Source organism: Streptomyces sp. NPDC057099 (assembly GCF_042671245.1).
Lineage (GTDB): Bacteria > Actinomycetota > Actinomycetes > Streptomycetales > Streptomycetaceae > Streptomyces > Streptomyces purpurascens.
In genome coordinates, this window is the sequence record NZ_JBHUTX010000049.1 from 38,064 (window position 1) to 63,509 (window position 25,446).

The 25,446-nt window shown below is 73.4% G+C and carries 21 protein-coding genes and 1 pseudogene; 12 read left to right on the forward strand and 10 right to left on the reverse strand.

Annotated elements, in window-relative coordinates:
- Window positions 1–35 precede the first annotated feature (35 nt).
- The 4 genes from ACFT4A_RS35660 to ACFT4A_RS35675 all read right to left on the reverse strand — a co-directional run bounded on the left by ACFT4A_RS35660 (window position 36) and on the right by ACFT4A_RS35675 (window position 7,932).
- Window positions 36–4,673: a hypothetical protein gene (locus ACFT4A_RS35660; RefSeq protein ID WP_382838884.1), complete on the reverse strand. Its 4,638-nt coding sequence runs from the start codon at window positions 4,671–4,673 to the stop codon at window positions 36–38.
- Window positions 4,674–4,711: 38 nt separating this feature from the next.
- Window positions 4,712–5,590, reverse strand: coding sequence for a hypothetical protein (locus tag ACFT4A_RS35665; protein WP_382838887.1), 879 nt, complete (start codon window positions 5,588–5,590; stop codon window positions 4,712–4,714).
- 40 nt (window positions 5,591–5,630) lie between these two features.
- Window positions 5,631–7,157, reverse strand: a complete 1,527-nt coding sequence (locus tag ACFT4A_RS35670; protein WP_382838890.1) for a hypothetical protein — start codon at window positions 7,155–7,157, stop codon at window positions 5,631–5,633.
- A gap of 79 nt (window positions 7,158–7,236) precedes the next feature.
- On the reverse strand, window positions 7,237–7,932 hold the full coding sequence (locus ACFT4A_RS35675) for a GntR family transcriptional regulator (protein ID WP_382838893.1): 696 nt from the start codon (window positions 7,930–7,932) through the stop codon (window positions 7,237–7,239).
- 126 nt (window positions 7,933–8,058) lie between these two features.
- On the opposite strand from ACFT4A_RS35675, the gene ACFT4A_RS35680 reads away from it, so the two are divergent.
- Genes ACFT4A_RS35680 through ACFT4A_RS35700 form a run of 5 tightly spaced genes read left to right on the forward strand, consistent with a single transcriptional unit; the run spans window position 8,059 to window position 12,447 of the window.
- Complete coding sequence (locus ACFT4A_RS35680; protein ID WP_382838896.1) at window positions 8,059–9,360, forward strand: MFS transporter; 1,302 nt, start codon at window positions 8,059–8,061, stop codon at window positions 9,358–9,360.
- 11 nt (window positions 9,361–9,371) lie between these two features.
- A complete protein-coding gene (locus ACFT4A_RS35685; protein ID WP_382838942.1) occupies window positions 9,372–10,193 on the forward strand; it encodes a putative hydro-lyase in 822 nt (273 codons plus the stop codon).
- A 15-nt stretch (window positions 10,194–10,208) separates the two neighbouring features.
- A complete protein-coding gene (locus ACFT4A_RS35690) occupies window positions 10,209–10,967 on the forward strand; it encodes a LamB/YcsF family protein (protein ID WP_382838899.1) in 759 nt (252 codons plus the stop codon).
- The gene (locus ACFT4A_RS35695; RefSeq protein WP_382838902.1) at window positions 10,964–11,581 is read left to right on the forward strand and encodes an allophanate hydrolase subunit 1; all 618 of its coding nucleotides are present in this window, start codon (window positions 10,964–10,966) and stop codon (window positions 11,579–11,581) included. Before ACFT4A_RS35690 ends, ACFT4A_RS35695 begins: the two co-directional genes overlap by 4 nt.
- Window positions 11,578–12,447 carry a biotin-dependent carboxyltransferase family protein gene (locus ACFT4A_RS35700; protein WP_382838905.1) on the forward strand — a complete coding sequence of 290 codons (870 nt, stop codon included), beginning with the start codon at window positions 11,578–11,580 and terminating at the stop codon, window positions 12,445–12,447. The genes ACFT4A_RS35695 and ACFT4A_RS35700 overlap by 4 nt, the downstream gene beginning before the upstream one ends.
- A gap of 27 nt (window positions 12,448–12,474) precedes the next feature.
- Here ACFT4A_RS35700 and ACFT4A_RS35705 read toward each other — a convergent pair whose 3' ends face one another.
- The 5 genes from ACFT4A_RS35705 to ACFT4A_RS35725 all read right to left on the reverse strand — a co-directional run bounded on the left by ACFT4A_RS35705 (window position 12,475) and on the right by ACFT4A_RS35725 (window position 17,936).
- The gene (locus ACFT4A_RS35705) at window positions 12,475–13,341 is read right to left on the reverse strand and encodes an SGNH/GDSL hydrolase family protein (protein WP_382838908.1); all 867 of its coding nucleotides are present in this window, start codon (window positions 13,339–13,341) and stop codon (window positions 12,475–12,477) included.
- Window positions 13,338–14,513 carry a glycosyltransferase gene (locus ACFT4A_RS35710; protein WP_382838911.1) on the reverse strand — a complete coding sequence of 392 codons (1,176 nt, stop codon included), beginning with the start codon at window positions 14,511–14,513 and terminating at the stop codon, window positions 13,338–13,340. Before ACFT4A_RS35710 ends, ACFT4A_RS35705 begins: the two co-directional genes overlap by 4 nt.
- Entirely contained in the window at window positions 14,510–15,637 is a 1,128-nt protein-coding gene (locus ACFT4A_RS35715) for a glycosyltransferase family 4 protein (RefSeq protein ID WP_382838913.1), read from the reverse strand. The genes ACFT4A_RS35710 and ACFT4A_RS35715 overlap by 4 nt, the downstream gene beginning before the upstream one ends.
- Before the next feature lie 186 nt (window positions 15,638–15,823).
- A complete protein-coding gene (locus tag ACFT4A_RS35720; RefSeq protein ID WP_382838916.1) occupies window positions 15,824–17,242 on the reverse strand; it encodes a HEAT repeat domain-containing protein in 1,419 nt (472 codons plus the stop codon).
- 301 nt (window positions 17,243–17,543) lie between these two features.
- Window positions 17,544–17,936 carry an ankyrin repeat domain-containing protein gene (locus ACFT4A_RS35725; RefSeq protein WP_382838919.1) on the reverse strand — a complete coding sequence of 131 codons (393 nt, stop codon included), beginning with the start codon at window positions 17,934–17,936 and terminating at the stop codon, window positions 17,544–17,546.
- 298 nt (window positions 17,937–18,234) lie between these two features.
- On the opposite strand from ACFT4A_RS35725, the gene ACFT4A_RS35730 reads away from it, so the two are divergent.
- Both ACFT4A_RS35730 and ACFT4A_RS35735 read left to right on the forward strand, forming a co-directional pair.
- Window positions 18,235–18,429: a hypothetical protein gene (locus tag ACFT4A_RS35730; RefSeq protein ID WP_030843336.1), complete on the forward strand. Its 195-nt coding sequence runs from the start codon at window positions 18,235–18,237 to the stop codon at window positions 18,427–18,429.
- 52 nt (window positions 18,430–18,481) lie between these two features.
- A complete protein-coding gene (locus ACFT4A_RS35735) occupies window positions 18,482–20,170 on the forward strand; it encodes a hypothetical protein (RefSeq protein ID WP_382838922.1) in 1,689 nt (562 codons plus the stop codon).
- Window positions 20,171–20,255: 85 nt separating this feature from the next.
- Here the strand turns inward: ACFT4A_RS35735 and ACFT4A_RS35740 are convergent, their stop codons facing one another.
- Window positions 20,256–21,755, reverse strand: coding sequence for a PLP-dependent aminotransferase family protein (locus ACFT4A_RS35740; RefSeq protein ID WP_382838925.1), 1,500 nt, complete (start codon window positions 21,753–21,755; stop codon window positions 20,256–20,258).
- Between the two features lie 100 nt (window positions 21,756–21,855).
- Here ACFT4A_RS35740 and ACFT4A_RS35745 point away from each other — a divergent pair, with 100 nt between their 5' ends.
- From ACFT4A_RS35745 to ACFT4A_RS35765, 5 genes and pseudogenes are all read left to right on the forward strand, one after another.
- A complete protein-coding gene (locus ACFT4A_RS35745; protein ID WP_382838928.1) occupies window positions 21,856–22,509 on the forward strand; it encodes a YitT family protein in 654 nt (217 codons plus the stop codon).
- Window positions 22,506–23,273 (forward strand): glycerophosphodiester phosphodiesterase, encoded by a 768-nt coding sequence (locus tag ACFT4A_RS35750; protein ID WP_382838931.1) that lies wholly within the window; start codon window positions 22,506–22,508, stop codon window positions 23,271–23,273. The genes ACFT4A_RS35745 and ACFT4A_RS35750 overlap by 4 nt, the downstream gene beginning before the upstream one ends.
- Window positions 23,274–23,321: 48 nt before the next feature.
- Window positions 23,322–24,668 (forward strand): MFS transporter, encoded by a 1,347-nt coding sequence (locus ACFT4A_RS35755; protein WP_382838934.1) that lies wholly within the window; start codon window positions 23,322–23,324, stop codon window positions 24,666–24,668.
- Between the two features lie 278 nt (window positions 24,669–24,946).
- A complete protein-coding gene (locus ACFT4A_RS35760; RefSeq protein WP_184597099.1) occupies window positions 24,947–25,324 on the forward strand; it encodes an RNA polymerase-binding protein RbpA in 378 nt (125 codons plus the stop codon).
- A 29-nt stretch (window positions 25,325–25,353) separates the two neighbouring features.
- Window positions 25,354–25,446, forward strand: a pseudogene (locus tag ACFT4A_RS35765) (acyl-CoA dehydrogenase family protein); the annotation flags it as partial.

The following is a 25,446-nucleotide window of genomic DNA, read 5'->3' on the forward strand; positions in this document are numbered from 1 at the left end:
CCACGACGTGCCCGCAGTTCCCCGCTGCCCCGCATCTACGGAGTGCTCGACGCCGGGCGCTTGAACATCCGCGTGGCCGTGATCTCGCTGTGTACGGCTTCCCCGGCGGGAGCCTCACGCGGCAGGCCCGGACGGAGGTGTTCCTCGACGCTGATGTACTTCAGGCCGGCCCGCAGGTCGGCGTCGTTGCGCATGCGGATGACGAGGGGGAACTCGGCCAGCGCGGTGGTGTCGAACAGACCCGTGGTGTACAGGAGCTGGACACCCAGCGCGTCCGACACCGCGCGCTGGAGTTCCAGCAGATACGTGGCGTTGGCGCGGCCGATGGGGTTGTCGAGGAACAGGGTGCCGGCGTGCCGGTGCTTGTCCCGGCCCCGGTCGTTCGAACGCAGCGCGGCCATCGTGCAGTACAGGGCGATGGCGGCGGTGAGGAGCTGGCCGCCGGAGAAGACGTCGCCCATCTGCCCGACGGGGACGCGCTCGGCGCGCAGCACCGCGTCGGGCTTGAGGATCTCGACGGCGACGCCCTTGGGCTGCAGGGCCGCGGCAACACCCCGCAGCAGCAGGGACATACCGTCACGCCGCAGGTCGGAGTTCTTCTTGACGGCCGCGCGGGTCGCCTCGTCGATGACCTCGCCCAGCCGTTCGGTGAGCGTGGCCTGGTCGGGCTCCTCGAAGCGGATGCGGAGGAACTCCTGTCCCGACCATTCGCCGAGGCCCTCCGGGAGGCGGGAGAGGCGCTGGGCGGAGCGCAGGGTGGCCAGGGCCGACTCGACCAGGCCGCGCAGCCGGTCCACGATCGAGTCGCGGTTGCGCTCCAGCTGCTCCAGTTCGTCGGTCAGGACCCGGAGCCGGGGCGCGAAGGCGTCCGCCCACTTCTGGGCGTGCTCGGGCAGCGCGGAGGCGGGCAGTTCGCGGATCTGCTGCCGTGCCGGGGTGCGGACCTGCTCGTAGCGCGTGGAGTTGGCGTGCCGGACGAGGATGTCGCTGGCCTCGCGGACGGCGGCCTCTGCGGCGGACAGGTCTGCGGCACAGCCGCGCAGGGAGCGGCGGGCCTCGGCGGCCGACTGCCGGGCCTCCTCCGGGCTGCCGGGGTAGGGCTCGGGCTCTTCGTGTTCCTCGTCCGTGGCGTGCTCGCGCAGCAGGTCGCGGAGCATGGCGGCGATCTCGTCGAAGCCGCCCGCCGCGTCCTCGGCCGCGCGGTGGGCGTCGAGGAGTTCGGTGTGCGCGTCCCGTGCCTGGTTCAGCGCCTCGGTGTGGGAGGCGAGTTCGCCCGTGGCGGTGCGCAGCAGGGTCTGCGCGTGCTCGGCGTCGCGGGGCTGCGCGTCCTCGGGGAGTTCGGTGTGGGCCTCGCCGTCCTCGGGCGCGTGCCGTTCGGCCTCGCCGCGCAGCCGCCCGAGCTGCTCGCTCGCGTTCGACATCCGGGTCTCCAGGAGCTGCACCAGCTCCTCGGCCCGGGCGGCGGCGGCCTGGCGGCTGGGTCCGTCGGAGCCGTCGGGGGATTCGAGGAGCTGCTCCGCGCGCGTACGGACCTTGTTGCTCAGCCGGTCCAGCTCCGCGCGGGCCGCGCTCTCGTCGCTCTCCGCGCGGGCCTGTTCGGCCCGCAGGTCGGCACCCACGCCGACCTTCTCGTACACCTGCGACGCGGCCCGGTAGGCCTCGCGCAGGGCGGGCAGGGAGGCCTTCGGGGTCTGGGTCTCGTCCTCGGGCACGTCGTCGGGGGCGCCCGCGATCTCGGAGCGCTCGGCGCGCAGCGCGCGGGCGGTGCGGCGGGCGTCGTCGGCGGCGCGCTGGGCGCCGCGCCGGTCCTCGTCGGCGGCGCGGGCGCGCTCCAGACAGGTCTGGGCGCCCGCCTCGGCCTCGGTCGCCTCGTCGGCCAGCTCCCGCAGCCTGACCTGCCAGCCGGCCCGCTCGCGCAGCCGGAAGGCGAGCCCGGCGAGGGCGTCGGCGGAGCGGCGGGCCTTCTGGGCGGCCTCCTGCCGCTCGTCCCGGACCCGGGCGGCCTCGGCGGCGGTCTCGTCGGCCTCGGCCCGCACCGTGCGTCCCTCGGCCAGTTCGGCTTCCGACTCCTCGGCGAACGCGCGGGTGTCGTGTGCCGCCCGGGCCAGTTCGGCCAGCCGGCCGGCGGGGCAGCCGGTGCGCCAGGAGGCGAGCCGGGCGGCCAGCTCGCGGTCCTTGCCGAGGCGGGCGGCGAGCGCGCGGATCTCCTCGTCCCGCTCGGTCGCCCGGGTGCGCAGCGCCTGCCGCTCCTCGTCGGCGGCGTGCTCGTCGTGCATGGCCGGGTTCGGCGGGACGAGGAAGACGTCGCCGCTGTCGGCGTCCGGGGCGGGGGTCGGGGCGAGCAGGGCGGCCGCGGTGCCCACGGCCACGGCGGAACGGGGCAGCAGCGCCGCGTCGCCGAGCGCCTCCCGGGCGCGTGCGTGGGAGTCGGGGTCGGTGATGATCACGCCGTCGACGAGTTCTGGCCGGGCGGCCAACACGCGCGCGTGGTCGGCCGGGTCGACGGCCTGGGCGAGATAGCGCCAGCCGGGCAGCGCGGGGATGCCGTGCTCGCCGAGGTACTCGACCGTGGCCAGCACGTCCGGGCCGGGCGGCAGCAGCCCGCCGTCACCGAGCGCGCCGAGGATCCGGGAGTCGTCGGCGGCGGCCGTACGCAGGTCGAAGAGCTGGCGTTCGGCGGAGCCGACGGCGTCGTCGAGCAGGTCGCGCAGGTCGTCGGCGAAGCGGTCGAGTTCCTCGGCGCTGAGCCCCTGTTCGCCGGAGGCGGGCGGGAGGGCCGGCTCGCTGTCCGAGCCGTGGCGGGGCTGGGGGATGCCCGGGCGGGTCTCGGAGGTGAGGCTCAGCAGTTCCGCGAGCCGCTCCTCCCCCGCCAGCGCCTCGGCGGTGCGGCGCTCGGCCTCGTAGGACCGCTCCGCCGCCGTGGCCGCGTCCGCCGCGCGGGCCGCGGTGAGTTCCGCGCGGGTCTCGGTGGCGGCTGCCTCGCGCGCGTGCTCCGTGGCCCGGTGGGACGACTCGCGGGCCGCGTCCCAGGCCGCGACGGCGGTCTTCTCCGCATCGCTGGCGGCGAGGGCCGCGCGGGCCGGGTCGGCGTCGGGCGCGCTGTCGTCGAGCCAGCCGGCCCGGACCGCCTCGGCGGTCTCCTGCTCGACCTCGGCGAGACGCTGCTTGAGATGCCCGACCTCACTGCGGGCGCGCTGTGCCTCGGTGGCGGCGGCGGTGGAGTCGCGGTAGGCCGAGTCGCTGACCTCCTGGAGGCCGGCGGAGCGCTCCTCCTCCTCGTTGGCGAGGTTCTCGGCGTTCCCCGCGGCCGCGTGCAGGGCCCGTACGAGATCGACGGCGGCCCTGGAGCGGGCGGCCAGCGCGGGGGCGGCGTCGCGCTCCGCCTCCTGGATCGCGGCGGACACCCGGGCGACGCGGTCGGAGGCGGCGCGGTGGCGCAGTACGGCCTCGGCGGCCTGCCACGCGGAGTACAGCGTGCGGGCGTCGGCCAGCTCGCGCTTCTGCGCGGCGGCGGACTTCTCGGCCGCGGCGAGGGCCAGCGAGGCGTGCCGGTAGGCGAGTTCGGCGGAGATCAGCGCGCTGCGCTCGCGGGCCGCTTCGGCGTGCGTGACCGAAGCCGCCGCGGCGGTGACCCGCTGCGCCAGGTCGGCGGCCCGGGTCCGCTCCCGGACCCCGCGCGCGGACAGCTTGCGGGCGAGGTTCCGCGTACGCCGCTCGGCTCCGGCGTGGATGTCCCGCGCGCGGGTGCGGGCCTCGGCGGCCTCGACGATCCGCCCGAGCAGGTCGACCGACCCGGCGGTGAAGTCGCGCTCGGCGATCAGCTCGGCGCGTCGGCCGAGCTTGTTGCCGAAGCCGCCGACCAGGTCGGCGAGTCCGTCGGTGTCGCGGGTGTCGGTGACGGCACGCAGCAGCAGATCGGTGAAGTCGGAGTCCTTCTTGACCGCGAAGAGACCGGCGGCCTCGCCTTCGTCGGCGTTCATCTCGCGCTGGTAGCGAAAGAGTTCCGGGTCGAGGCCGAGATCGCCCAGGTGCTCGATCCAGCGGTCGTGGATCTCCTCCCAGTGCACCTCCAGGTGCGGGTAGGTCTTGCCCGCCTCCGTGAGGGCGTCGCGGAAGCCCTTCATCGTGCGACGCCGGCCGCGTGCGCCGGACTGGCCCTCGACCGGGGCCCGTACGGCGGTGGACTCGGCCACGGGGAGGTTGTCGAGGCTCAGTCCGGGCCCGGGGCGGAAGGAGTACCAGGCTTCGGCGAACTTCCGCGGGTCGTTGGAGACCTGCCGTCCGCGCCACTCGCTGACCTTGCCGACGACGACGCACTCGCCGGTCAGCACGTGCTGCCACTCCAGCGCGACGTGCCCGCAGTCGTCGGCGAGCAGGAACTTGCGCAGCACACCGGAGCTGGCTCCGCCGAGCGTGTTCCGGTGGCCCGGCAGCATCACCGAGAAGATCAGCTTGAGCAGCACCGACTTGCCGCCGCCGTTCTCCAGGAAGAGCACACCCGCGGGCGCGGGCCGGCGCGGCGGGCCGACGGGCTCCTCCTCGAAGAACTCCGCCTGCGTGGGCGCGGGGTCGGGCACGGTCTCGCCCACACCGCGCAGGTCAAGCACGGTGTCGGCGTAGCGCGCACCGGCGGGCCCGATGGAGTAGAGGCGGACCCGGGACAGCTCGTACATGGCGGACTCTCGTAAGCCTTCGTGAAGTGTGGGGGAGGTCAGGAGGAGTGGAACGGCAGCCCGGCGTCGGCCACCAGCTCCAGGTCGTCGCTCTCCTCGGCGGGCAGCAGCGTCGGGGTGCCGTCGGTGACCGGGACGACGCCCAGCTCCAGCAGCTCGGCCATCGCCGCGCTGCCGGCCATGTCGCGCACCTGGAGCTGGTAGCGGGCGGTGGTGCGGTACGTGCCGCCGTTGTCGTCGCCGGTGCGCTGGAGGAAGCCGGATTCGGTGAGGAAGGCGACGGCCTTGGCGACGATGCCGGTGGTCGAACCGGCGAGCCGACGCGCGTCCTTGGTGGCACCGGTCGCGCTGCGCCGTACCCAGATCCGCCAGGCGGTCTCCAGGCCGGGCGTGTCGGTGGCGGGGTCGGTGTTCTCGCCCTGCTCGGCGGCGCGCTCCTCCAGGCGGCGGCAGGCCTGGCGCACGAAGGCGTCGACGCCGTTGACCGTGACCCGGCCGATGTAGCCGTCGTCGGCGAGGTCCTCGGGACGCGGGAACGCCATGGCGGCGACGGCGAGATGGGCGAGTCCGTGCAGGAACCGGTCGCCGCCGTCGGCGGACGTACGACGCGCGTAGTCGCCCATGCGCACGGCGAACACCGAGTCCTCGGCGGCGGTGACGGCCATGCCCGCGCGCGGGGACACCTCCAGCACGATGAGCCCCAGACCGGTGGCCACGGCGTCGGCGAGCCTCGCGAACGGCGGGTCCTCGCGGTAGCGCCGCAGCAGTTCCACGTACTCCTGGTCGCGGGCGGGCTGCAGCTTGGGCTGCAGCCCGAAGGACACGAGCCGCGCCGCGTCGGCGGCGTCGGCGGGGGTGACGGCGGTGGCCGTCGGGGCCGGTCCCTCCGGCTCACTCCACTCGACGTGCTCGCTCACGGTCGGGGCTCCTCGTTGCTCTTGTTCCTGTGGTGCTCACTCATGCCGCTTCGGTCCGATCCGCCGCCATCCCCGCCGCGTCCAGCAGCGCCGTCCCGACGATCAGGTCCGCACCGCCGAACTCCGGATCATCGAGCTCGGCTCCGTCGTCCACGGCGAAGAGCAGCTTCTGCTCGCCCTGCCGATAGGCCGTGCCGACCGGCGGACTGGCCGCGTGCACGGCCAGCAGGGCCACCAGATACGGCAGTTCGGGATCCCGGCGGCGGGCCTCGGCGAGCAGCCCCGACAGCCGGCGCGGCGCGTCGGCCGGCAGGTCGAGCAGCTCCTGCGCGGCCGCCATCTGCTCCTCGCTGAACCGGCTGTCGTCGGGCGTGGCGATGACATCCGGCTCGGGCATCTCCGCGCCCAGATGCTCCCGCTCCACCGGCGGCGTCAGCAGTATGTCGACAAGGTCCCCGACCCGGACGGACACCGGCGTGCGCAGCCCGGTGCCGCGGGCGAAGAAGGCGTCCGTGACGCGGACGGCCTGCTCGAGCGACAGCGGCAGGACGGGGGCGACGAGATGACCGTAGAGGTCGATCCCCGAGGTGGTCATCGGGGTGGCGAAGGCCTGCCGGTCCTGCTCGGCGCGGAACAGCGGTCCGGCCTCGAGCAGCCGGGACTGCAACTGCGTGTGCCGGCGGATGCAGTCCTTGACGATGTCGACGAGCTCGGCGGCCCGGCGCTTCTGCTCGGGGTCCTCGGACTCGTCACGGGCCTTGCGGATGTTGGTCAGGATCGCGTTCTCGTGGCGATAGCGGTCGGCCACGTGTTCCAGGGCCTCGGCGATCATGTCGGGCACGGTGGTCAGCCAGTCCACCGCGCGCACATTGCGCCGGGTCGCGTCGAGGGCCCTGCGCAGCGTCTCCGAGTACTGCACGGTGCGGTAACGGGCCTGTTCGGCCGCGAGCTGGGCGTCGGCGAGCCGGCCGCGGCTGATCAGCACCTCCAGCTTGACCTCGGCGGCGATCTGCGCGCTGGTGACATCGGTGTCGAGGGCGCCGACGAGGACGTTGACCGCCTCGTCCGTCGTACGGAGATAGACCGTGCCGCCGGGGCCGGGGACCTCCTCGATCAGCTTGAAGTCGTAGTCGCGGCGCACATAGGTGCCGTCCGCCCCGAACGTGCCGTACACCGCACGGAAGCCGCGGTCGACACTGCCGACGTTGATCAGGTTCTCCAGGACCCAGCGGGCCACCCGCTCGTGCTCGGCGGCGGGCCGCCGCGACGCCTGCGCGGCGATGCGCGGGATGAGGCGGGCGACGATCTGGTCGTGGTCCGCGCCCGTGTCGAAGTCCATGTTCAGGGTGACCAGGTCGATGGCCGAGAGCGCGACCTCCGCCATGCCGTACACCGAGTACTCACCCGCGAGGTTGGCCTTGCGCGCGTCCAGGTCGTGCAGCGGCGCGGTGCAGGCGAGCGCGCGCAGGCGCCGCGCCAGGCCCTCGTCGGCGGCCGGCCCCGGCGCGGGGCGCGGCCCCGCGCTGAGCTGGGGCGGAACGCTGTCCGTCGATGCAGGCGAAGTCACGGTGCACAGACTAGGTCCTGGGTCTGACAACCACCCAAACGACGCGGGTACGCCCCCTCGGCGGGCGTTCAGCGGCCCCTCAGCCGTCCTCGCCGACCCTCCTTCGGTACACCTCGACGACGCGCTCCAGCGAGTCGTCGAGGTAGCCGGCGAGCAGGCTCTCGGCCTTCTCACGGTCCCCGCCCTGAAGAGCCTCAAGAATTGCGACATTTCGTGCGATGTACGGTTCGTGCAGCCGCTGCGGCTCGTCCACCACATGGAACGCGAGACGCAGTTCGGCGAAGACGCTCCGCATCAATTCGTCGGTGCGCTCGCTCGCGGCGAGGGCGACCAGCTCCCGGTGGAAGTGGATGTTGGCCGTACCCACGCCCTTCCAGTCACCTTCCCGGGCCGCCCCCCGCCCCTCGGCGACGGCACCGGCGAGCCCGTCGAGGCCGTAGGGCGGCTCGCCGAGGCCGCGGACGACGGCGCACTCGACGAGCATGCGGGTGCGGTAGATGTCCTCGACGTCCTCCACGGTCAGGACCCGGACGAAGACGCCCCGGTTCAGCTCGTGGACGAGCAGGCGTTCGTGGGTGAGCAGGCGGAACGCCTCGCGGAGCGTGTTGCGGGAGACGCCGAGCGCGCCGCCGATGCTGTCCTCGGAGAGCCGCGTTCCGGGCGGGAAGTAGCCCTCGGCGATCCGGCTTCTGAGGATGTCCGAGACGCGCTCGGCGGTGCTGGTGCGCCCCAGGAGAGCCCGGTCGTCGGCGAGGTCCTTCAGCTGCTCTGCCATGCGGGAATTCAATCGCAGATCAGAAGAAGAACCAACATGGGTATTGAGGGATCGTTGAACAATCCCCTACGGTGCTACGCACGGCTCGGCCCGAAGCGCTCTCCGTCCCCCCTCTGCGAGGTGCCCATGAGCACGCCCCCTCCACCGCAAGCCCTGACCGACGACACACGCCCCGTGGCGGCCGGACGCACCGACGACGACGGGGCGTTCGGCTGGCTGCGTGCCCTCGGCCCGCGGGGCCGCCGCGCCTTCACCGGTGCCTTCGGCGGCTATGCCCTCGACTCGTACGACTACTTCACGCTGCCGCTGAGCATGGTCGCGCTGTCCGCCTACTTCGGCCTGAACAGCGGCCAGACCGGTCTCTTCACCACGGTCACGCTGGTGGTCTCCGCGATCGGCGGCGCCCTCGCGGGCGTCCTCGCGGACCGCATCGGCCGGGTGAAGGCCCTGATGATCACGGTGATCACGTACGCGGTCTTCACCGTCGCCTGCGGCTTCGCGCCCAACTACGAGACGCTGCTGGTCTTCCGCGCCCTGCAGGGCCTCGGCTTCGGCGGCGAGTGGGCGGTCGGCGCGATCCTGGTCGCCGAGTACGCGAGCGCCAAGCACCGGGGCCGCACGCTCGGCGCGATCCAGAGCTCCTGGGCCGTGGGCTGGGGCCTCGCCGTGATCGCCTACACGCTGGTCTTCTCGGTGGCCGGCGACGACCTGGCCTGGCGCATCATGTTCTGGACCGGGGCACTGCCCGCACTGCTCGTCATCTGGCTGCGGCGCAGTGTGCAGGACGCGCCCGAGGCCGCCGCCGCCCGTGAGCAGAGCGCGGAGAAGGGCTCCTTCAAGGCGATCTTCAAGCCGGGTCTGCTGCGTGTCACGCTCTTCTCGGTGCTGCTCTCGACCGGTGTCCAGGGCGGCTACTACACGCTGGCCACCTGGGTGCCGACGTATCTGAAGTCCGAGCGCGAGCTGTCCGTCGTCGGCACCGGCGGCTATCTGACGTTCCTGATATCGGGCGCCTTCATCGGTTACCTCACCGGCGGCTATCTCACCGACAAGCTGGGCCGCAAGCGCAACATCTGGCTCTTCGCCCTGCTGTCGGCGATCTGCATCCTGGCGTACGCGAACATCCCGAGCGGCGCCAACACCCTGCTCCTGGTACTCGGCTTCCCGCTCGGTTTCTGCATGTCGGCGATCTTCAGCGGATTCGGCTCCTACCTGAGCGAGCTGTACCCGACGGCGGTGCGCGGCACGGGGCAGGGCTTCACGTACAACACCGGGCGCGCGGTGGGAGCCGTGTTCCCGACGATGGTCGGATTCCTGGCCGACAGCTGGGGCGTCGGCGGCGCGCTGGTCTTCGGGGCGATCGGCTACGGCCTCGCCGCGCTCGCGCTGCTCGGGCTGCCGGAGACGCGCGGGAAGGAACTCACGTGAACCGCACGCCGATCACCGGGACCGAGGACCGCCCCGTCGTCCTCGCCGACGAGCACGCGCACGCGTGGAGCCCGAAAACGGCCCGTGCCCGCTTCCGGGAGGGCCTGACGGGCCCCACGGCCGGGGTCGCGGCCGGTCACACCCAGGTCAACCTCATCTCGGTGCCCGCCGACTGGGCCTACGACATGCTGCTGTTCTGCCAGCGCAACCCCAAGCCCTGCCCGGTCCTCGACGTCACGGACGCCGGATCCTGGACCACCGTGCTCGCCGACGGCGCGGATCTGCGCACCGATCTGCCGCGCTACCGGGTGTGGCGGGACGGCGAGTTGGTGGACGAGCCGACGGATGTGCGCGCCTACTGGCGGGACGATCTGGTGTCGTTCCTGATCGGCTGCAGCTTCACCTTCGAGTGGGCGCTGAGCGAGGCGGGCGTCCCGATCCGCCATGTCGAGCAGGGCCGCAACGTCCCGATGTACGTGACGAGTCGGCAGTGCCGACCGGCGGGGCGGCTGCACGGGCCGCTGGTGGTGTCCATGCGGCCGGTGCCGCCCCCGCACCTGGCCGCGGCGATCCGGGAGAGCAGTCTGCTGCCGGCGGTGCACGGCAGCCCCGTGCACTGCGGGGATCCGTCGGGGCTCGGCATCGACGACCTCGGCCGTCCCGACTTCGGCGACCCGGTGGACACCGAACCTGACGACATCCCGGTGTTCTGGGCGTGCGGAGTGACCCCGCAGGCGGCCGTGATGGCCTCGCGTCCGCCGTTCGCCCTCACGCACGCCCCGGGGCAGATGTTCCTCACCGACGCCCGCGACGAGCAGTACCGCGTGGCCTGACAGGAGATGCGACACGTGACCTCGATCGATCTGAACGCCGACCTCGGCGAGGGCTTCGGCCGCTGGCGGCTCACCGACGACGAACGGCTGCTGTCCGTGGTCACCAGCGCCAATGTGGCGTGCGGCTTCCACGCCGGGGACGCGGCCACCATGCGCCGGGTGTGCGAGCTGGCGACCGAGCGCGGGGTACGGATCGGCGCCCAGGTGTCCTACCGGGACCTGGCCGGTTTCGGGCGGCGCGCGATGGACGTGCCGTCCGCCGAGCTGGCGGCCGAAGTGGCCTACCAGATCGGTGCCCTGGAGGTGTTCGCCCGCGCCGCGGGCTCCCGCGTGGCCTACGTCAAACCGCACGGCGCGCTCTACAACCGGGTCGTGCACGACGAGGAGCAGGCCGCCGCCGTCGTCGACGGGGTGCTCCTCGCGGATGCCGCCCTGCCCGTGCTGGGCCTGCCCGGCTCGCGTCTGCTCGATCTGGCGGGCAAGGCCGGCCTGCCCGTCGTCACGGAGGCGTTCGCGGACCGGGCGTACACCGACGCGGGCACCCTGGTGCCGCGCACGCGGGAGGGCGCCGTGGTCACCGACCCGGAGGCCGTCGTGGAGCGGTCGTTGAGCCTGGCCCGCTCAGGCGAGGTCTCCTCCCACTCGGGGACCCGGATCGAGGTACGCGCGCGTTCCCTTTGTCTGCACGGCGATACGCCCGGCGCGGTGGAGCTGGCGCGCCAGGTGCGGGAACGCCTGGAGACCTCGGGCATCCGGGTGGAGGCTTTCGCATGAAGGTCCGGCCCGTCGGCGAGGACGCGCTGCTCGTCGAGGTCGCCTCGGGCGACGAGGCCCAGGCCCTGCACGCGGAGCTGCTGCGACGCCGCGCGGAGGGCTCGCTGTCGGCCCGTGAGATCGTCCCCGCCGCCCGCACGGTCCTCCTCGACGGCCTCGACTCCCCCGCCCGGCTGGCCGCCGAACTGACCGCCGCCGAACTGCCGCCCGCGCCACCGCGCGCGCGTGAGGTGGTCGAGATCCCCCTGAGGTATGACGGCCCGGACCTGGTGGATGTCGCCGCGCACTGGGGCGTGCCGGAGCGGGAGGTCGCCCGCATTCACGCGGAGACGGAGTTCCGGGTCGCCTTCTGCGGCTTCGCGCCCGGCTTCGGCTATCTCACCGGGCTGCCGTCGCGCTACGACGTCCCGCGCCGGGCCACCCCGCGCACGGCCGTCCCCGCCGGGTCGGTGGCGCTGGCGGGCCCGTACACGGGCGTGTACCCGCGCTCGTCGCCGGGCGGCTGGCAGCTGATCGGCACGACGGACACCGTCCTGTGGGACCACGCGCGGGTGCCCGCCGCTCTGCTGTCGCCGGGCACGCGCGTGCGGTTCGTCCCCGAGGCGGGGTCATGACGGATCGCGCCCTCTCCGTCGTACGGGCCGGGGCCCTGACCACCGTGCAGGACCTCGGCCGCCCCGGGCACGCCCATCTCGGTGTCCCCCGCTCCGGTGCCCTGGACGGGCCGGCGGCGGACCTCGTCAACCGGCTGGTCGGCAATCCGCGCGGGACGGCCGTGCTGGAGACGACGCTCAACGGCTGTGCCGTGCGCCCGCGTTCGACGGTCACGGTCGCGGTGGCGGGCGCGCACTGCCGGGTCACGGTGGACGGCCGGCCCGTCCCGTGGGGCGCGCCGGTGCGCGTGCCCGCCGGGGCGCTGCTGGACGTCGGTCCGGCGCTGTCGGGCGTCCGCGCGTATGTGGGTCTCTCCGGGGGCATCGCCGTCGAGCCCGTGCTCGGCAGCCGTTCGACGGACCTGCTGTCGGGGCTCGGCCCGGCCCCGCTCACGGACGGCACGGTGCTGCCGCTGGGCCCGCCGACCGGTGCGCACGCGCGCGTGGACGTCGCCCCGCAGCCGGCGCCGCCGTCCGAACTGGTCCTGCGGGTGACCCTCGGCCCGCGCGACGACTGGTTCACGCGGGAGGCCGTACGCGCCTTCCTCTCCCTCCCCTATCGGGTGTCCGCCTCCGGCAACCGCATCGGGCTGCGCACGGAGGGCCCCGCCCTGGAGCGGGTCCGGCACGGTGAACTCCCCAGCGAAGGCATGGTGCTGGGCGCGGTCCAGGTGCCGCCCGACGGCAGACCGGTGGTGTTCCTGGCCGACCATCCGACCACCGGGGGCTACCCGGTGATCGCGGTGGTCCGGGCCGCCGACCTGTCGGCCGCCGCGCAGGCGGTCCCGGGTACGCCGGTGCGCTTCGTGGCCGTACGGCGTCGCTGAGCCCTTCGGAGCAGGCCGCCGGCCGGGTCAGGCCGCGTCCGCCTGTTCCGCCACCGACAGCGCGGCCAGCGCCGCCGACACCGCCGCGGAGGCCCGCAGGTCGAGCCGGGCGCTGGTCCCCCGGGCGCGGTGGCGTAGCTCGTCGGCGGCCAGGGTCAGGAGCTGGGGCAGCAGGTCGGTGCAGCGGCGGGCCACCCAGCCGGTGCCGGCCGTGGCCAGCCACCACAGGCTCGCCGATTTCGTCGGGACGGGGAAGTCGGGTTCGGGCGAGGGCGCGGGCCCCGTCGCGAGGCCGTGCCCGGCGAGCAGCGCGTGGAAGCGCAGGGCCAGTTGCCGGTGTCCCCGTTCGCCGGGGTGCAGCCGGTCCGCGCTCCACATGGCGCGGTCCGTGGTCCACTCGCCCTCGCACGCGTGCAGGTGCAGGGCTTCGTACCGGTCGGACAGGGCATGGACGACCGCGTTCACGGCCCGTTGCCGCCGCGCCAGCGGGTGGGCCAGCGCCCCGGGCAGCCCGAGCATCGTGCCCGGGTCGGGCAGGCACGCGGTGAGCAGGACCGCGCCCCGCTCGGTGCAGGCCTGGTACACCCGGTCGAGCCGGGCCGCCACGGCCTGGATGTCGAAGGTGCAGCGCAGGGTGTCGTTGACGCCGACGACGACGGACACCAGCTCGGGCCGGAGCTCCAGCGCGGCGGGCAGCTGCCGCTCCAGCACGTCCCGGGTCTGCGCCCCGCTCACCGCGAGGTTGGTGAACCGGGCGGGCCCCTCGGAGAGCCCGTCGGCGAGCAGCGCGGCCCAGCCGCGCCACCCGTCGCCGACGGGGTCGCCCACGCCCTCGGTCAGCGAGTCGCCGAGGGCCACGAAACGCGGGGCTCCCACGAACCGCGGGGGTCTCATGCCACGCCTCCGGGCACGTACGGGCGCACGGGGACGGCCGCGTCGTGCGCTGCGAGGAAGGCGTCGACCGCCGCGTTCCACCCGAAGCACTCCGCACGCGCGCGTGCGGCCTCGCGGCGGTCCGCCTCCAAGCCTTCCAGCAGCAGGTCCACGGCGTCCGCGAAGGCCTCCCCGTGATCCGCCGCGACGGACCCGGCGGAGCCGATCACCTCGGACAGCGCGGATGAAGCGCTCGCCACCACGGGCGTGCCGCACGCCATGGCCTCCAGCGCGGCGAGCCCGAACGTCTCGGCGGGCCCCGGTGCCAGGGCGACGTCGGCGGACGCCTGGAGCGCGCCGAGCAGCCCGCGGTCGGTGACGTGCCCGAGGAAGGTGACCGGCAAGGCGCTCTCGCGTGCCTGCTGTTCGAGCCGCGCGCGCAGCGGACCGTCGCCGGCCACCACCAGCACCGCCCGCCGCCCGCGCCGCCGCAGCGTCTCCAGGGCGTCCAGCGCCGTGCCGGGCCGCTTCTCGACGGACAGCCGTGAGCACATCACGAGCAGCGTTTCGTCCTCGCGCGCGTGCCGCGCCCGCAGCTCCGGATCGCGCAGCGCCGGGTGCCGCTGCACCAGGTCGACGCCCAGTGGGGCCCGGACGACGTTGCGTGCCCCGATCCGCACGAACTCCCGCTCGGCGAACTCGGTGGTGCACACCACGCGCGCGTAGGTGTGGGCCGTACGGACGTTGAGGGCGTCGGCGGCCCGCCGGGCGGCGCCCTCGGGCAGGCCCCAGGTGCGCAACACGCCGTCGGCGGTCTCGTGGGAGACCATCACGGCCGGGACCCGGGCGCGCCGCGCCCACTTGCCGGTCCACCTGAGGGTCGTACGGTCGGACACCTCAAGCCGGTCCGGAGCGAGTTCCTCCAGAAGCCGGGCCACTCGCCGCCTGTCAGCCAGAACGCGGTAGCCGCCGGTGCCGGGCAGCAGCGGCCCGGGGAGGGTGATCACCCTCCCCTGCTCGGTCTCGCGGTCACTCGCCCGCTCGCCGGGGACGACGAGGACGGGCTCGTGCCCCGCCGCCTTGAAGCCCCTGCCGAGTTCGCGCAGGGCGGTGCGCAGCCCTCCGGACGCGGGGGCGACGAAGTTGGCGAGCCGGACGATCCGCAGCGACTGGCCGGTCCCGATCGCGCTCACGCCGCCACCATCGCCCTGCGCCCGGCGAGCACGTTCGCGTAGTGCCCGATCAGCTGGTCGCCGACGGCCGCCCAGGTGCGGCCCTCCACCATGGCCCGCCCGGCGGCGCCGAAGGCGGCCCGCAGCGCGGGACCGTCGGCCAGGGACCGCACCGCGTCCCGTACGGCGGTCGCGTCGCGCGGCGGCACCAGCAGCCCCGTCTGCCCGTGCGCGACCAGGTCCAGCGGCCCGCCCGCGGCGGGTGCCACCACCGGCAGACCGCTGGCCATGGCCTCCTGCACGGTCTGGCAGAAGGTCTCGAAGGGGCCCGTGTGCGCGAAGACGTCGAACGAGGCGAAGACCCGGGCGAGATCGTCACCGGTGCGGCGGCCGAGGAAGACCGCGCCCGGCAGCGCCTGCTCCAGGCCGGGCCGGCTGGGGCCGTCGCCGACGACCACGACCTTGACACCCTCCAGGCCGCAGACACCGGCGAGGAGTTCGACGTGCTTCTCGGGGGCGAGCCGGCCGACGTAGCCGACGATCAGCTCACCGCCCGGAGCCAGCTCGCGACGCAGGGCCTCGTCGCGGCGGTCCGGCCGGAAACGTTCGGTGTCGACGCCGCGCGGCCACAGCTTGACCCGGGGCACCTGGTGGGTCTCCAGGTCGTTGAGGGCGGCGCTGGACGGGGCGAGGGTCAGGTCGGCGGCGCCGTGGACGGAGCGGATGCGCCGCCAGGCGGCGGCCTCTCCGGCGCCCATGTACGTACGGGCGTATCCGGCCAGGTCGGTCTGGTAGACGGCGACGGCGGGGATGCCGAGGCGGGCGGCGGCGGCCATGCCGCGCACGCCGAGGACGAAGGGGCTGGCGAGGTGGACGACATCGGCACGGTGCTCGATGAGGGTGGCGGCCAGGCGGCGGCTGGGGAGGGCGACGCGGACCTGGGGGTAGCCGGGGAGCGGGAGGGAGGGGACGTGGACGACGCGGCACGGCGCGGAGGCGTCGGGCTTGTTCCCGGGCGCCGGGGCCGGGGCGACGACGACGGGGGTGTGACCGCGATCGACGAGGTGCCGGGCGGTCTGGAGCGCGCAGTGGGCCACGCCGTTCACGTCGGGGGGAAAGGATTCGGTCACGATGACGACACGCATACCGGTGTTGTCGCCGGGCCGGACGTGGCCGCGTCAACGTGGATCTTTCCGAACGAGGAACGTCCTATGAGCGTTCTGAGGTGCACCCGCGCAGGTCAGGCCGCGTCCATACGCTCCTGACCCGCGAGTCACCCCTCGTTCACCCGGGCGGCCTGATTCCGCCCCGGCGTCCTGGAACGAGGGGGGTCACACAGCGGTCTCCTCGGGACCGATCCGGCTGCGGACGGCCGTCTGGACCTCGGCCTCCTCGGCCGGGTCGGCGGCGAGCCGGCGCAGTCGCTCCACGACCCGGGTGTCGCCGGTCTCGGCGTGCCGGGCGGCGATCTCGCGGGTGGTCTCCTCGCAGTCCCACAGGCATTCGACGGCGAAGCCGGTGGCGAAGGAGGGGTCGGTGGCGGCGAGGGCCCGGGCGGCCCGGCCGCGCAGATGGGACGAGGCGGTCTCGCGGTAGACGTGGCGGAGCACGGGTGCGGCGCAGGCGATGCCGAGCCGTCCGGTGCCGTCGACCAGGGTCCACAGGGTCGGGGCGTCGGGGCCTTCGCCCCGCACCGCCTCCCGTAGCGCCGCGAGGACCAGGTCCCGGTCGTGCACCCCGCCCAGACAGGCGAGGACGCGTCCGGCGGCGGCACCCAGCTCGTCGGGCCGGTGCGCCCAGCCGCGCGCCCGGTCCACGGCCGTGAGACTGCGCATCCGTTCGAAGGAGTCGACGGCGGCCTCCACGACGACCGTCGAGCCGGTGGCCATGGCGGCCTCGATCAGGTCGAGGGCGTCGGGGTCGTTGCCCTCGGCGAGATAGCGCAGGGCGGTGCACCGGGCTCCGTCGCCGCCGTCCTTCGCGGCCTGGACGATCTCGGCCCGGTCCTCGGGACCGGCCACGGCGGTGAGGCAGCGGGCGGCCGGGACATGGAGTGCGGCGCCCCGGTCGAGGCCTTGCTGGGCCCATTCGAAGACGGCCTGCACGCTCCAGCCCGGGCGCGGGCCCGTCGGCCGCATCTGCCGCTGCCAGCGGTCGAAGCTGCCGGTCTCGTGGGCGGCACGCACGCGGGTGGCGATGGATTCGCGCGGATCCTCGGCCCACAGCCGCCACGGCCGGGGCTCGAAGGCGTCGCGGACGGTGGCGGCCAGCTCGGCCTCGCCCTCCGGATCGGCCGGGAACCGGGCGAGGACGGGCGCGGCGAGGGCCCGCAGGCCGGCGTCGTCGTCCCTGAGGGCGAGTTCGTCGAGGGCCCAGGCCCAGTTCGAGCCGTGGGCGGCGTACCTGCGCAGCAGTTCGAGTGCGTCCCGCCTGCCGTAGGAGGCGAGGTGCCCGAGGACGGCGAGGGCGAGGCCGGTGCGTGACTCCTCGGCGTCGAGGACGTCCTCGGCGTCGAAGAGATGGGCCTCGATCGCGTCCAGCTCGCCGTTCAGGTCGAGGTAGAGGCGGGCGTAGTAGAGGGAGCGGTTCTCCACCTGCCAGTCGTGGCGGGGATCGCGCAGCACACAGTGGTTCAACGCCGCGAGCGCCTCGGGGCGCGGGGCGGTGAGCGCGTGCAGCGTGCCGTCGCCGCGGCCCCGCTGGAGCAGGCCGAGCAGCGTACCGCTGGGCGCTATGACCGGATCGAACATGGGAAACAGCCTCACATCAAGCGTCGACGCAACCGGGGACGTGTACTACCTGGCCGCGCGACAACACGTCGGAGTGCCCGCCGTTTCCTGCTTGCTGTAGACCATCTTCCTCTGCCTCTCGTCGGTGGCCCCTTGCGGACCGCGTCACGGCCCGCGCGGTGCGGCAACACCTGCCCAACCATCACGTCCGTGAACCACGTCGTCATGATGACTCGGCTCTTCCGTCTGCCGCGACCGAAATTTCGGCGGCCCTGTACCGCCTCCCCCGTTTTCTGTGTCGTTCCAGGTCAGACTGGTCGGCTCAGCGCTCGCCGAACAGTTCGAGCAGTTCCGTCCGGCCGAACATCCGAGCCGTGTCGACGGCCGACGGCGTGCCGGCGGACGGGTCGGCGCCGCCCTCCAGGAGGGCCTTGATGACGTCCGTCTCGCCCTTGAAGGCCGCTCCCGCGAGCGGGGTCTGGCCTCGATCGTTCACCCGGTCGGCCTCGGCGCCGCGGGCGAGCAGCGCGCGCACCGCGTCGGAATGGCCGTGATAGGCGGCGAGCATCACGAGCGAGTCGCCGCGGTCATTGGTGAGGTTGGCCGGAACACCCGCGTCGACATACGCCACGAGCGCCTCGGTCCGTCCCCGCCGGGCCAGATCGAAGATCTTGGTCGCCAGCTCCACGACCTTGGGGTCGGGGACTTCGGTCATCGGCCGGACCGCCTCTCCACTGCTCATCACGTCGGGTGCGCACGTCTGCGAGTGATGCAGCCGTACGAGTGAATCGCCAGGGTACTGGCTCGCGCGGCACATGACCCGATGTGCCCGAGGTAAAGATCACTACGGACCCGGGCGGGCACAACACCCCAGCTCGACCGGTTCCGGGACCACTCCGCAGCCTGTGGGAAACCACCCCTTTTCCACCCAGTTGCACCTTTTATCGCATGGATACATCCTGTGAGCCTGGAAGTACTCATGGTGACTGTCCCCGCGAACCAGGAGAACCCAAATGATCCTCTCCATCTCAGGCGTGGTCCTGCTCGGCATCGTCGTCTTCATCTTCTTCCGCAAGGACGGCCTCAAGGCGTCGCACGCCGTGGTCGCGATGCTCTTCGGCTTCTACCTGGCCAGCACGGCCATCGCCCCGAGCATCAAGGCAGGCGGCGAGAGCCTGGCGAGCCTCCTCGGCGGAATCAAGTTCTGACGGCCCCGCACCCCGTACGCATCCCGCCCGTACGCACTCTCTGGAGGCAGCAGTGGCCCGGCGCCCCCTCCCCCGCATTCTGAGCAACGGCAGCGCGCAGCTCGTCCGGAGCCGGGAGCTGGCCCGGACGGCCGCCGACAGCGCCACCGACGTCCTCCACCCGCTGATCACGATCACACGCGGGCTGCGCCGGCTGGCAGCGGCCGGACGGCGCAGATGGAGCGAGACCCCGAAGGACAAACGGGGAGCGCTGCTGTTCCTGGCGGCCTCCGTCATCCTGGTCGTGGCACTGATGCCGTACGGACCGCTGCTCGCCGCCATCACCCTGATGGCGGCGGCCGCATGGCAGGGCCGGGAACACGCCGCGGCGGCCTCCGATGGGCCCGACGAGTCGCAGGCCCAGCGCCTGCAGTCGCTGTACGAGGCGCTCGTGCCGTACTTCTCCACCGCCGAGGACCCCGAGCCGCTGTACTCCCACGGCGGCACCTGGGAGAAGGCCTTCCCCACCTACGCCTTCGACGGCACCGGCCGGATCTCGCACCTGGTGATCCACTACCCGGCGTACTTCGCCGACGGCGAGGCCGAGCCCCGCGCCCGGATCGAGGGCCTGCTCGCGGCCAAGTCGGGCCGCGGCCGCGAGTACCACTTCTCGTGGGAAGAGGAAGGCAACCAGTTGACGGTCAGCGTGTTCATGCCGCTCGCCGTCGACATCGCCGCCCAGCGCTTCGTCACCGCTCCGGGCGAGACGGTCCTCGGCTTCACCGACCCCACCCGGGTCCAGCGCACCCTCCCCCTGGCCCACGGCGAACAGCGGCGGGACGTGCCCCCGGTCCTGTGGCGCACGGGCCTGCGCTCCACCGAGCCCCATCTGCTCGCCCTCGGCCAGCCGGGCACCGGCACCTCGACCCTGCTGCGGTCCATCGCCCTGCAGGCCCTCCAGCACGGCGACGTGGTGATCGTCGACGGCGGCGGCACCGGCGAGTACGCCTGTCTGACCGGCCGGGACGGCGTGCTGGCCGTGGAGTGCGGCCTCCCCGGGGTGCTGGCGAGCCTGGAGTGGGCCGCGACCGAGACCGAGCGCCGGCTGATCGCGGCCAACCGGGCCCACCAGGCGGGCGAGCCGCCGCCGGACGACACCAAGCGTCCCCTGTGGATCCTCCTGGACCGCCCGACGGCGTTCACCCACCTGGCCGCCGCCCAGGACCGCAAGGACCCGCAGTCCCTCCTCCAGGTCCCGCTCCGGCACGGCCGCCCGGCGAACGTGACGGTGGTCGTGGCCGAGCAGCTGGACACCATGGAGGCCCTCGGCGAACCGGTACGCCAGCACACCCGCGCGCGCGTGGTCCTCGGCCCGGCGACGGCCGAGCAGCTCGAGTCCGTGCTGGGGGCGCCCCCGCACACCACCCCCGTCGAGGAGGTCCCGCCCGGCCGCGGCTACGCCCGCCTCGGCATGGGCCCGGTCCACCGCCTCCAGGTCCCGGCCACGCCGAACCCCTACGACGACGCCACGTCCGACGCCCACCGCCAGGCGGTCCTGGACCTCCTCCCGCCGCGCACGACACCGGCGGACGGGGAGACGGTCCCCGCGCCGGAGGGGACGGAAGCGGAGCCGCTCACGACGGATCCGAAGCCGGGATCCGTGCCGGATCCGGTACCGGTCCCGACCAAGGCGAAGGACTCGATTCCGAATCCGGTGCCGGTTCTGACGAAGCCGGCGAAGACGAAGGCGAAGGCGACCTAGCCGCGCCGGCAGCCCCGGCCACGCCGGCCGGGCGCCGGGACCGGCCCGGCGGCGGCTGCACCCTGCGCGGCTGAGCCGCGGAGCCCTACGCCACGAACGTCCTCGGTGCCTCTCCGGCCCCCGCGCCGCCCTCCTCCACGATCCGCGCCGCCGCGGCCAACCGCACAGCCGCCTCCTCGGCCACCGCACCCCCCACGGTGAACGGCAGCCGCACATACCCCTCGAACGCCCCGTCCACCCCGAACCGAGGCCCGGACGGCACCCGCACGCCCACCCGCTCCCCCGCCTCGGCGAGCCGCGACCCGGACAGCCCCCCGGTCCGCACCCACAGCGTCAGACCACCCTGCGGCACCTCGAACTCCCACCCGGGCAGCTCCCGCCGCACCGCCGCCACGAGCTCGTCGCGGTTCTCCCGCGCCTGCTCCCGCCGCACCTCCACGGCCTGCTCCCAGCCTCCCGTCCCGAACAGCCAGTTCACGGCCAGCTGCTCCAGCACGGGCGTGCCGAGGTCGGCGTAGGCCCGCGCGGCCACCAGACTGCGGATCACGTCCGGCGCGGCCCGCACCCATCCGATGCGCATCCCGGCCCAGAACGCCTTGCTCGCCGACCCCACCGTGATCACCGTGGACCCGGCCCGGTCGAAGGAACACACCGGCTTCGGCATGTGCACCTCCGGGTCGAGCCACAGCTCGCTCATCGTCTCGTCGGCGATCAGCACGGTCCCCGCGGAGCGCGCCGCGTCCACCAGTTGCCGCCGCTGGTCCTCGTCGGCGAGCGCACCGGTCGGGTTGTGGAAGTCGGCGACGACGTACGCGATCCGGGGCGCGGCGTCCCGCAGGACCTGCCGCCAGCGGTCCATGTCCCAGCCGGTGAGCCCCTCGGCCATCGCGACGGGCACCAGCCGGGCCCCGGCCTCCCGCATCAGCTGGAGGATGTTGGCGTACGAGGGCGACTCGACGGCGATGCGCTCGCCCCGCCCGGCGAACAGATGGCAGATCGCGTCGATCGCGCCCATCGCCCCGGTCGTCACCATGATCTGCTCGGGCATGGTCGGGATCCCGCGCGCGGTGTACCGCTCGGCGATCATCGACCGCAGCGCCGGCAGCCCGGCGGGATAGTCGCCGTGGGTGTGCGCGTAGGGCGGCAGCTCCTCCAGGGCGCCCTGCACGGCCCGGGTGAGCCACGGTTCGGGGGCGGGCAGCGCCGCACAGCCCAGGTCGATCATCGAGCCGAGGGTCTCGGGCGGCAGCGGTTCCAGGCCGCGCGCGGGCAGCGGGTTCCCGGCCGGTACGGCGGTCCAGCTGCCCGCGCCGCGCCGGGACTCCAGGAAGCCCTCGCCGCGCAGCGCCTCGTACGCGGCGGCGACCGTCGTACGGCTGACGGTCAGGGAGAGGGCGAGTTCCCGCTCGGCGGGCAGCCGGGCGGCCACCGGGATCCGTCCTTCGAGCACCAGCAGGCGGATGCCGTCGGCGAGTGCGCGATAGGCGGGCGGGCGGCGCGTGCCGGGCCCTGCCGGGCGCTCCTGCTGGGAGTTGAGCAGTCGGGCGAGCTGTGCCGCACCCACGGCCGAAGTCCACTGTGCCATCGGAATCAGTCCACCTTCCCCGGATTGGCCATGGATGACCTCTCCATCCAAGCCACAGGGTGTCATGCATCAGTCCACTCGCACCACTGGAGGGCACATCATGGCCACGCGGCGCCATCTCACCCGGCGGCTGACCCAGCTCTACGCCGGTCTCGCGCTGTACGGCGCGAGTTCGGCGCTGCTCGTCCGGTCCGGGCTCGGGCTGGAGCCGTGGAACGTGCTGCACCAGGGCCTCGCCGAGCGGACGGGGCTGTCGATCGGCGTGGTGCTGACGATCGTGGGCGCGGCGGTGCTGCTCACCTGGATCCCGCTGCGCCAGCGGCCGGGCCTGGGCACGTTCTCCAACGTGCTGGTCATCGGCATGGCGATGGACGCGACGCTGGCCCTGGTGCCCGACGCGCACGGCATGGTGGCGCGCGTGACGCTGTTGGTGACGGGGATCGTCCTGAACGGCGCGGCGACCGGTCTGTACATCGCGGCGCGCTTCGGCCCGGGTCCCCGCGACGGCCTGATGACGGGCCTGCACCAGCGCACGGGCGTCTCGATCCGCCTGGTGCGCACGGCCATCGAGTTCACGGTCGTGGCGACGGGCTTCGCCCTGGGCGGCACCGTCGGCTTCGGCACCCTGCTGTACGCGGTCTCGATCGGCCCGCTCGCCCAGCTGTTCCTGCGTGTGTTCGCCGTCCCCGCGGCATCCGGCGGCAGCACGGTCGTTGCCACCGGTCAACCCCGAGGAGCGATACTGCGTCCGTGACCCCGCGGATACGCCATCCCTATCTCGACCATCCCGGCCCGATCGCCTTCGCCCACCGGGGCGGGGCGGCGGACGGCCTGGAGAACACCGTGCGGCAGTTCCGGTGTGCCGTCGAGGCGGGCTACCGGTACATCGAGACCGACGTCCACACCACCAGGGACGGCAAACTCATCGCCTTCCACGACGCGACCCTGGACCGGGTGACGGACGGCGCGGGCCGGATCGCCGACCTGCCGTGGCAGGAGGTACGCCACGCGCGCGTGGCGGGCCAGGAGCCGCTGCCCCTCTTCGAGGAGCTCCTGGAGACCTTCCCCGAGGTGCGCTGGAACGTCGACGTCAAGGCGGAGGCCGCCCTGCTGCCCTTCCTGGACCTGGTCGGGCGCACGGACTCCTGGGACCGGATCTGCCTCGGCTCGTTCTCCGAGGCCCGCGTGGTGCGCGCCCAGCGGCTGGCCGGCCCGCGCCTGGCCACGTCGTACGGCACCCGGGGCGTGCTGAACCTGCGGCTGCGTTCCTGGGGGCTGCCCGCGGCGGTGCGCCGGTCGGCGGTCGCCGCCCAGGTTCCCGAGATCCAGTCCGGCATCCAGGTCGTGGACCGCCGCTTCCTGCACGCCGCCCACGCGCGCGGGCTCCAGGTGCATGTGTGGACCGTCAACGACCCCGAGGGCATGCACCGGCTTCTGGACCTGGGGGTGGATGGCATCATGACCGATCACATCGACACGTTGCGCAAGGTCATGGAGGACCGCGGCGTCTGGGTCTGACACCCCGCTCCGCCGCCTCCGCGCGTTCACGGGGAAGCGAGGGCACGGGTGGGCACCGACACCGTGCGGACACCGCAGGACGACGGGGCGGCTGATCTCAAACGCGAGCAGCGCGGCTGGTACTTCTACGACTGGGCGTGCTCCGTCTACTCGACGAGCGTGCTCACCGTCTTCCTGGGTCCCTATCTGACCTCGGTCGCCGAGTCGGCCGCCGACGCCGACGGGTACGTCCACCCCCTCGGGATCCCGGTGCGCGCCGGGTCCTTCTTCGCTTACTCGGTGTCCCTGTCGGTGATCGTGGCCGTGCTGGTGATGCCCCTGGTGGGCGCCGCCGCCGACCGCACCGGCCGCAAGAAGCCGCTGCTCGCGATCGCCGCCTACACGGGCGCCACGGCCACGGCGGCCATGTTCTTCCTGGACGGCGACCGCTATCTGCTCGGCGGGGCCCTCCTGGTCGTCGCGAACGCGGCGCAGTCCGTGGCGATGATGCTCTACAACTCCTATCTCCCGCAGATCGCCCCGCCCGAGCAACGGGACGCGGTCTCCTCCCGCGGCTGGGCCTTCGGCTACGCGGCGGGTTCGCTGGTCCTCGTCGTCAATCTCGTCCTCTATACCGGGCACGAGAGTTTCGGCATCTCCGAGAGCACGGCGGTGCGCATCTGCCTGGCGTCGGCCGGCCTGTGGTGGGGCGCGTTCGCCCTCATTCCGCTGCGGCGGCTGCGCGACCGCAGGTCCGCCGCGCGCGAGGCGGCCCTCCCCGGCTTCCGGCAGCTCGCGGCGACCGTCCGCGACATGCGCCGGCACCCGCTGACCCTGGCCTTCCTTCTCGCGTACCTCGTCTACAACGACGGCATCCAGACGGTGATCTCCCAGGCCTCGGTCTACGGCTCGAAGGAACTGGGTCTCGGGCAGTCCACGCTGATCGGCGCCATCCTGCTGGTGCAGGTGCTGGCGGTGGCGGGCGCGCTGACGATGGGCCGGCTGGCCCGGACGTACGGGGCCAAGCGCACGATCCTCGGCTCGCTCGTCGCGTGGACGCTGACGCTGGCGGCCGGATACTTCCTGCCGGCCGGGGCGCCGGTGTGGTTCTTCGTCCTGGCCGCCGGGATCGGCCTGGTCCTCGGCGGCAGCCAGGCGCTGTCCCGCTCCCTGTTCTCCCATCTCGTCCCGCCCGGGAAGGAGGCCGAATACTTCTCGGCGTACGAGATGAGCGACCGCGGCATGAGCTGGCTCGGGCCGCTGCTGTTCGGGCTCACCTACCAGCTGACCGGGAGCTACCGGGACGCGATCATCTCGCTGGTGGGCTTCTTCGTCATCGGATTCGTTCTGCTCGCCCGGGTACCCGTGGGGCGTGCGATCCGCGAAGCGGGGAATCCGGTTCCTGACAAGATTTAGCACTCGGCGCGAAAGGGCTGTAGTGTACGCGTTTGGCCTGCCAGGCGTACCGTTACTGCGCGTCAAAGATGCCGAAACGCTGGGTTACATCTGCTAGCAGATGTGACAAACCGGGCGCTGGTGGGTACTGCAAGGGTTGACAAGGCTGCGGCTACGACGGCGACGCATGACCCGGAACGGGACTCGGAACGGGAATCTTTACCGCCGACCGGACGTTGACCGGATGACGACGACAGCGACACCTGTCCTGTGGGCGACAAGCCCGGGAGGCACGATTCATGAGTGAGCGAGCTCTTCGCGGCACGCGCCTCGTGGTGACCAGCTACGAGACGGACCGCGGCATCGACTTGGCTCCGCGCCAGGCCGTGGAGTACGCATGCGAGAAGGGGCACCGGTTCGAGATGCCCTTCTCGGTCGAGGCGGAGATCCCGCCGGAGTGGGAGTGCAAGGTCTGCGGGGCCCAGGCACTCCTCGTGGACGGCGATGTCCCGGAAGAGAAGAAGGGCAAGCCCGCGCGTACGCATTGGGACATGCTGATGGAGCGGCGCACCCGTGAGGAACTCGAAGAGGTCCTCGAGGAGCGCCTGGCGGTTCTGCGCTCCGGTGCGATGAACATCGCGATTCATCCCCGGGACAGCAGCCGCAAGTCGGCCTGAGCCCCTCCGGGCCCGGCCGAACAGCGCACACCGCCGTCCAGCTGCACGGCGCCCGGGCGCTGCAACGCGGGCACCTGCTCGAACACCTCTACCGCGAGGTGCGCGCACCGCGCGTCTACGAG

Excerpts from the sequence above, each read along its gene's own strand:
- ACFT4A_RS35745 (WP_382838928.1), top strand. The coding sequence starts at position 21,856 with ATGGCCACGCGGCGCCATCTCACCCGGCGGCTGACCCAGCTCTACGCC.
- ACFT4A_RS35740 (WP_382838925.1), bottom strand. The coding sequence starts at position 21,755 with ATGGCACAGTGGACTTCGGCCGTGGGTGCGGCACAGCTCGCCCGACTG.
- ACFT4A_RS35760 (WP_184597099.1), top strand. The coding sequence starts at position 24,947 with ATGAGTGAGCGAGCTCTTCGCGGCACGCGCCTCGTGGTGACCAGCTAC.
- ACFT4A_RS35725 (WP_382838919.1), bottom strand. The coding sequence starts at position 17,936 with ATGACCGAAGTCCCCGACCCCAAGGTCGTGGAGCTGGCGACCAAGATC.
- ACFT4A_RS35720 (WP_382838916.1), bottom strand. The coding sequence starts at position 17,242 with ATGTTCGATCCGGTCATAGCGCCCAGCGGTACGCTGCTCGGCCTGCTC.
- ACFT4A_RS35730 (WP_030843336.1), top strand. The coding sequence starts at position 18,235 with ATGATCCTCTCCATCTCAGGCGTGGTCCTGCTCGGCATCGTCGTCTTC.
- ACFT4A_RS35700 (WP_382838905.1), top strand. The coding sequence starts at position 11,578 with ATGACGGATCGCGCCCTCTCCGTCGTACGGGCCGGGGCCCTGACCACC.
- ACFT4A_RS35715 (WP_382838913.1), bottom strand. The coding sequence starts at position 15,637 with ATGCGTGTCGTCATCGTGACCGAATCCTTTCCCCCCGACGTGAACGGC.
- ACFT4A_RS35660 (WP_382838884.1), bottom strand. The coding sequence starts at position 4,673 with ATGTACGAGCTGTCCCGGGTCCGCCTCTACTCCATCGGGCCCGCCGGT.
- ACFT4A_RS35695 (WP_382838902.1), top strand. The coding sequence starts at position 10,964 with ATGAAGGTCCGGCCCGTCGGCGAGGACGCGCTGCTCGTCGAGGTCGCC.
- ACFT4A_RS35675 (WP_382838893.1), bottom strand. The coding sequence starts at position 7,932 with ATGGCAGAGCAGCTGAAGGACCTCGCCGACGACCGGGCTCTCCTGGGG.
- ACFT4A_RS35680 (WP_382838896.1), top strand. The coding sequence starts at position 8,059 with ATGAGCACGCCCCCTCCACCGCAAGCCCTGACCGACGACACACGCCCC.
- ACFT4A_RS35705 (WP_382838908.1), bottom strand. The coding sequence starts at position 13,341 with ATGAGACCCCCGCGGTTCGTGGGAGCCCCGCGTTTCGTGGCCCTCGGC.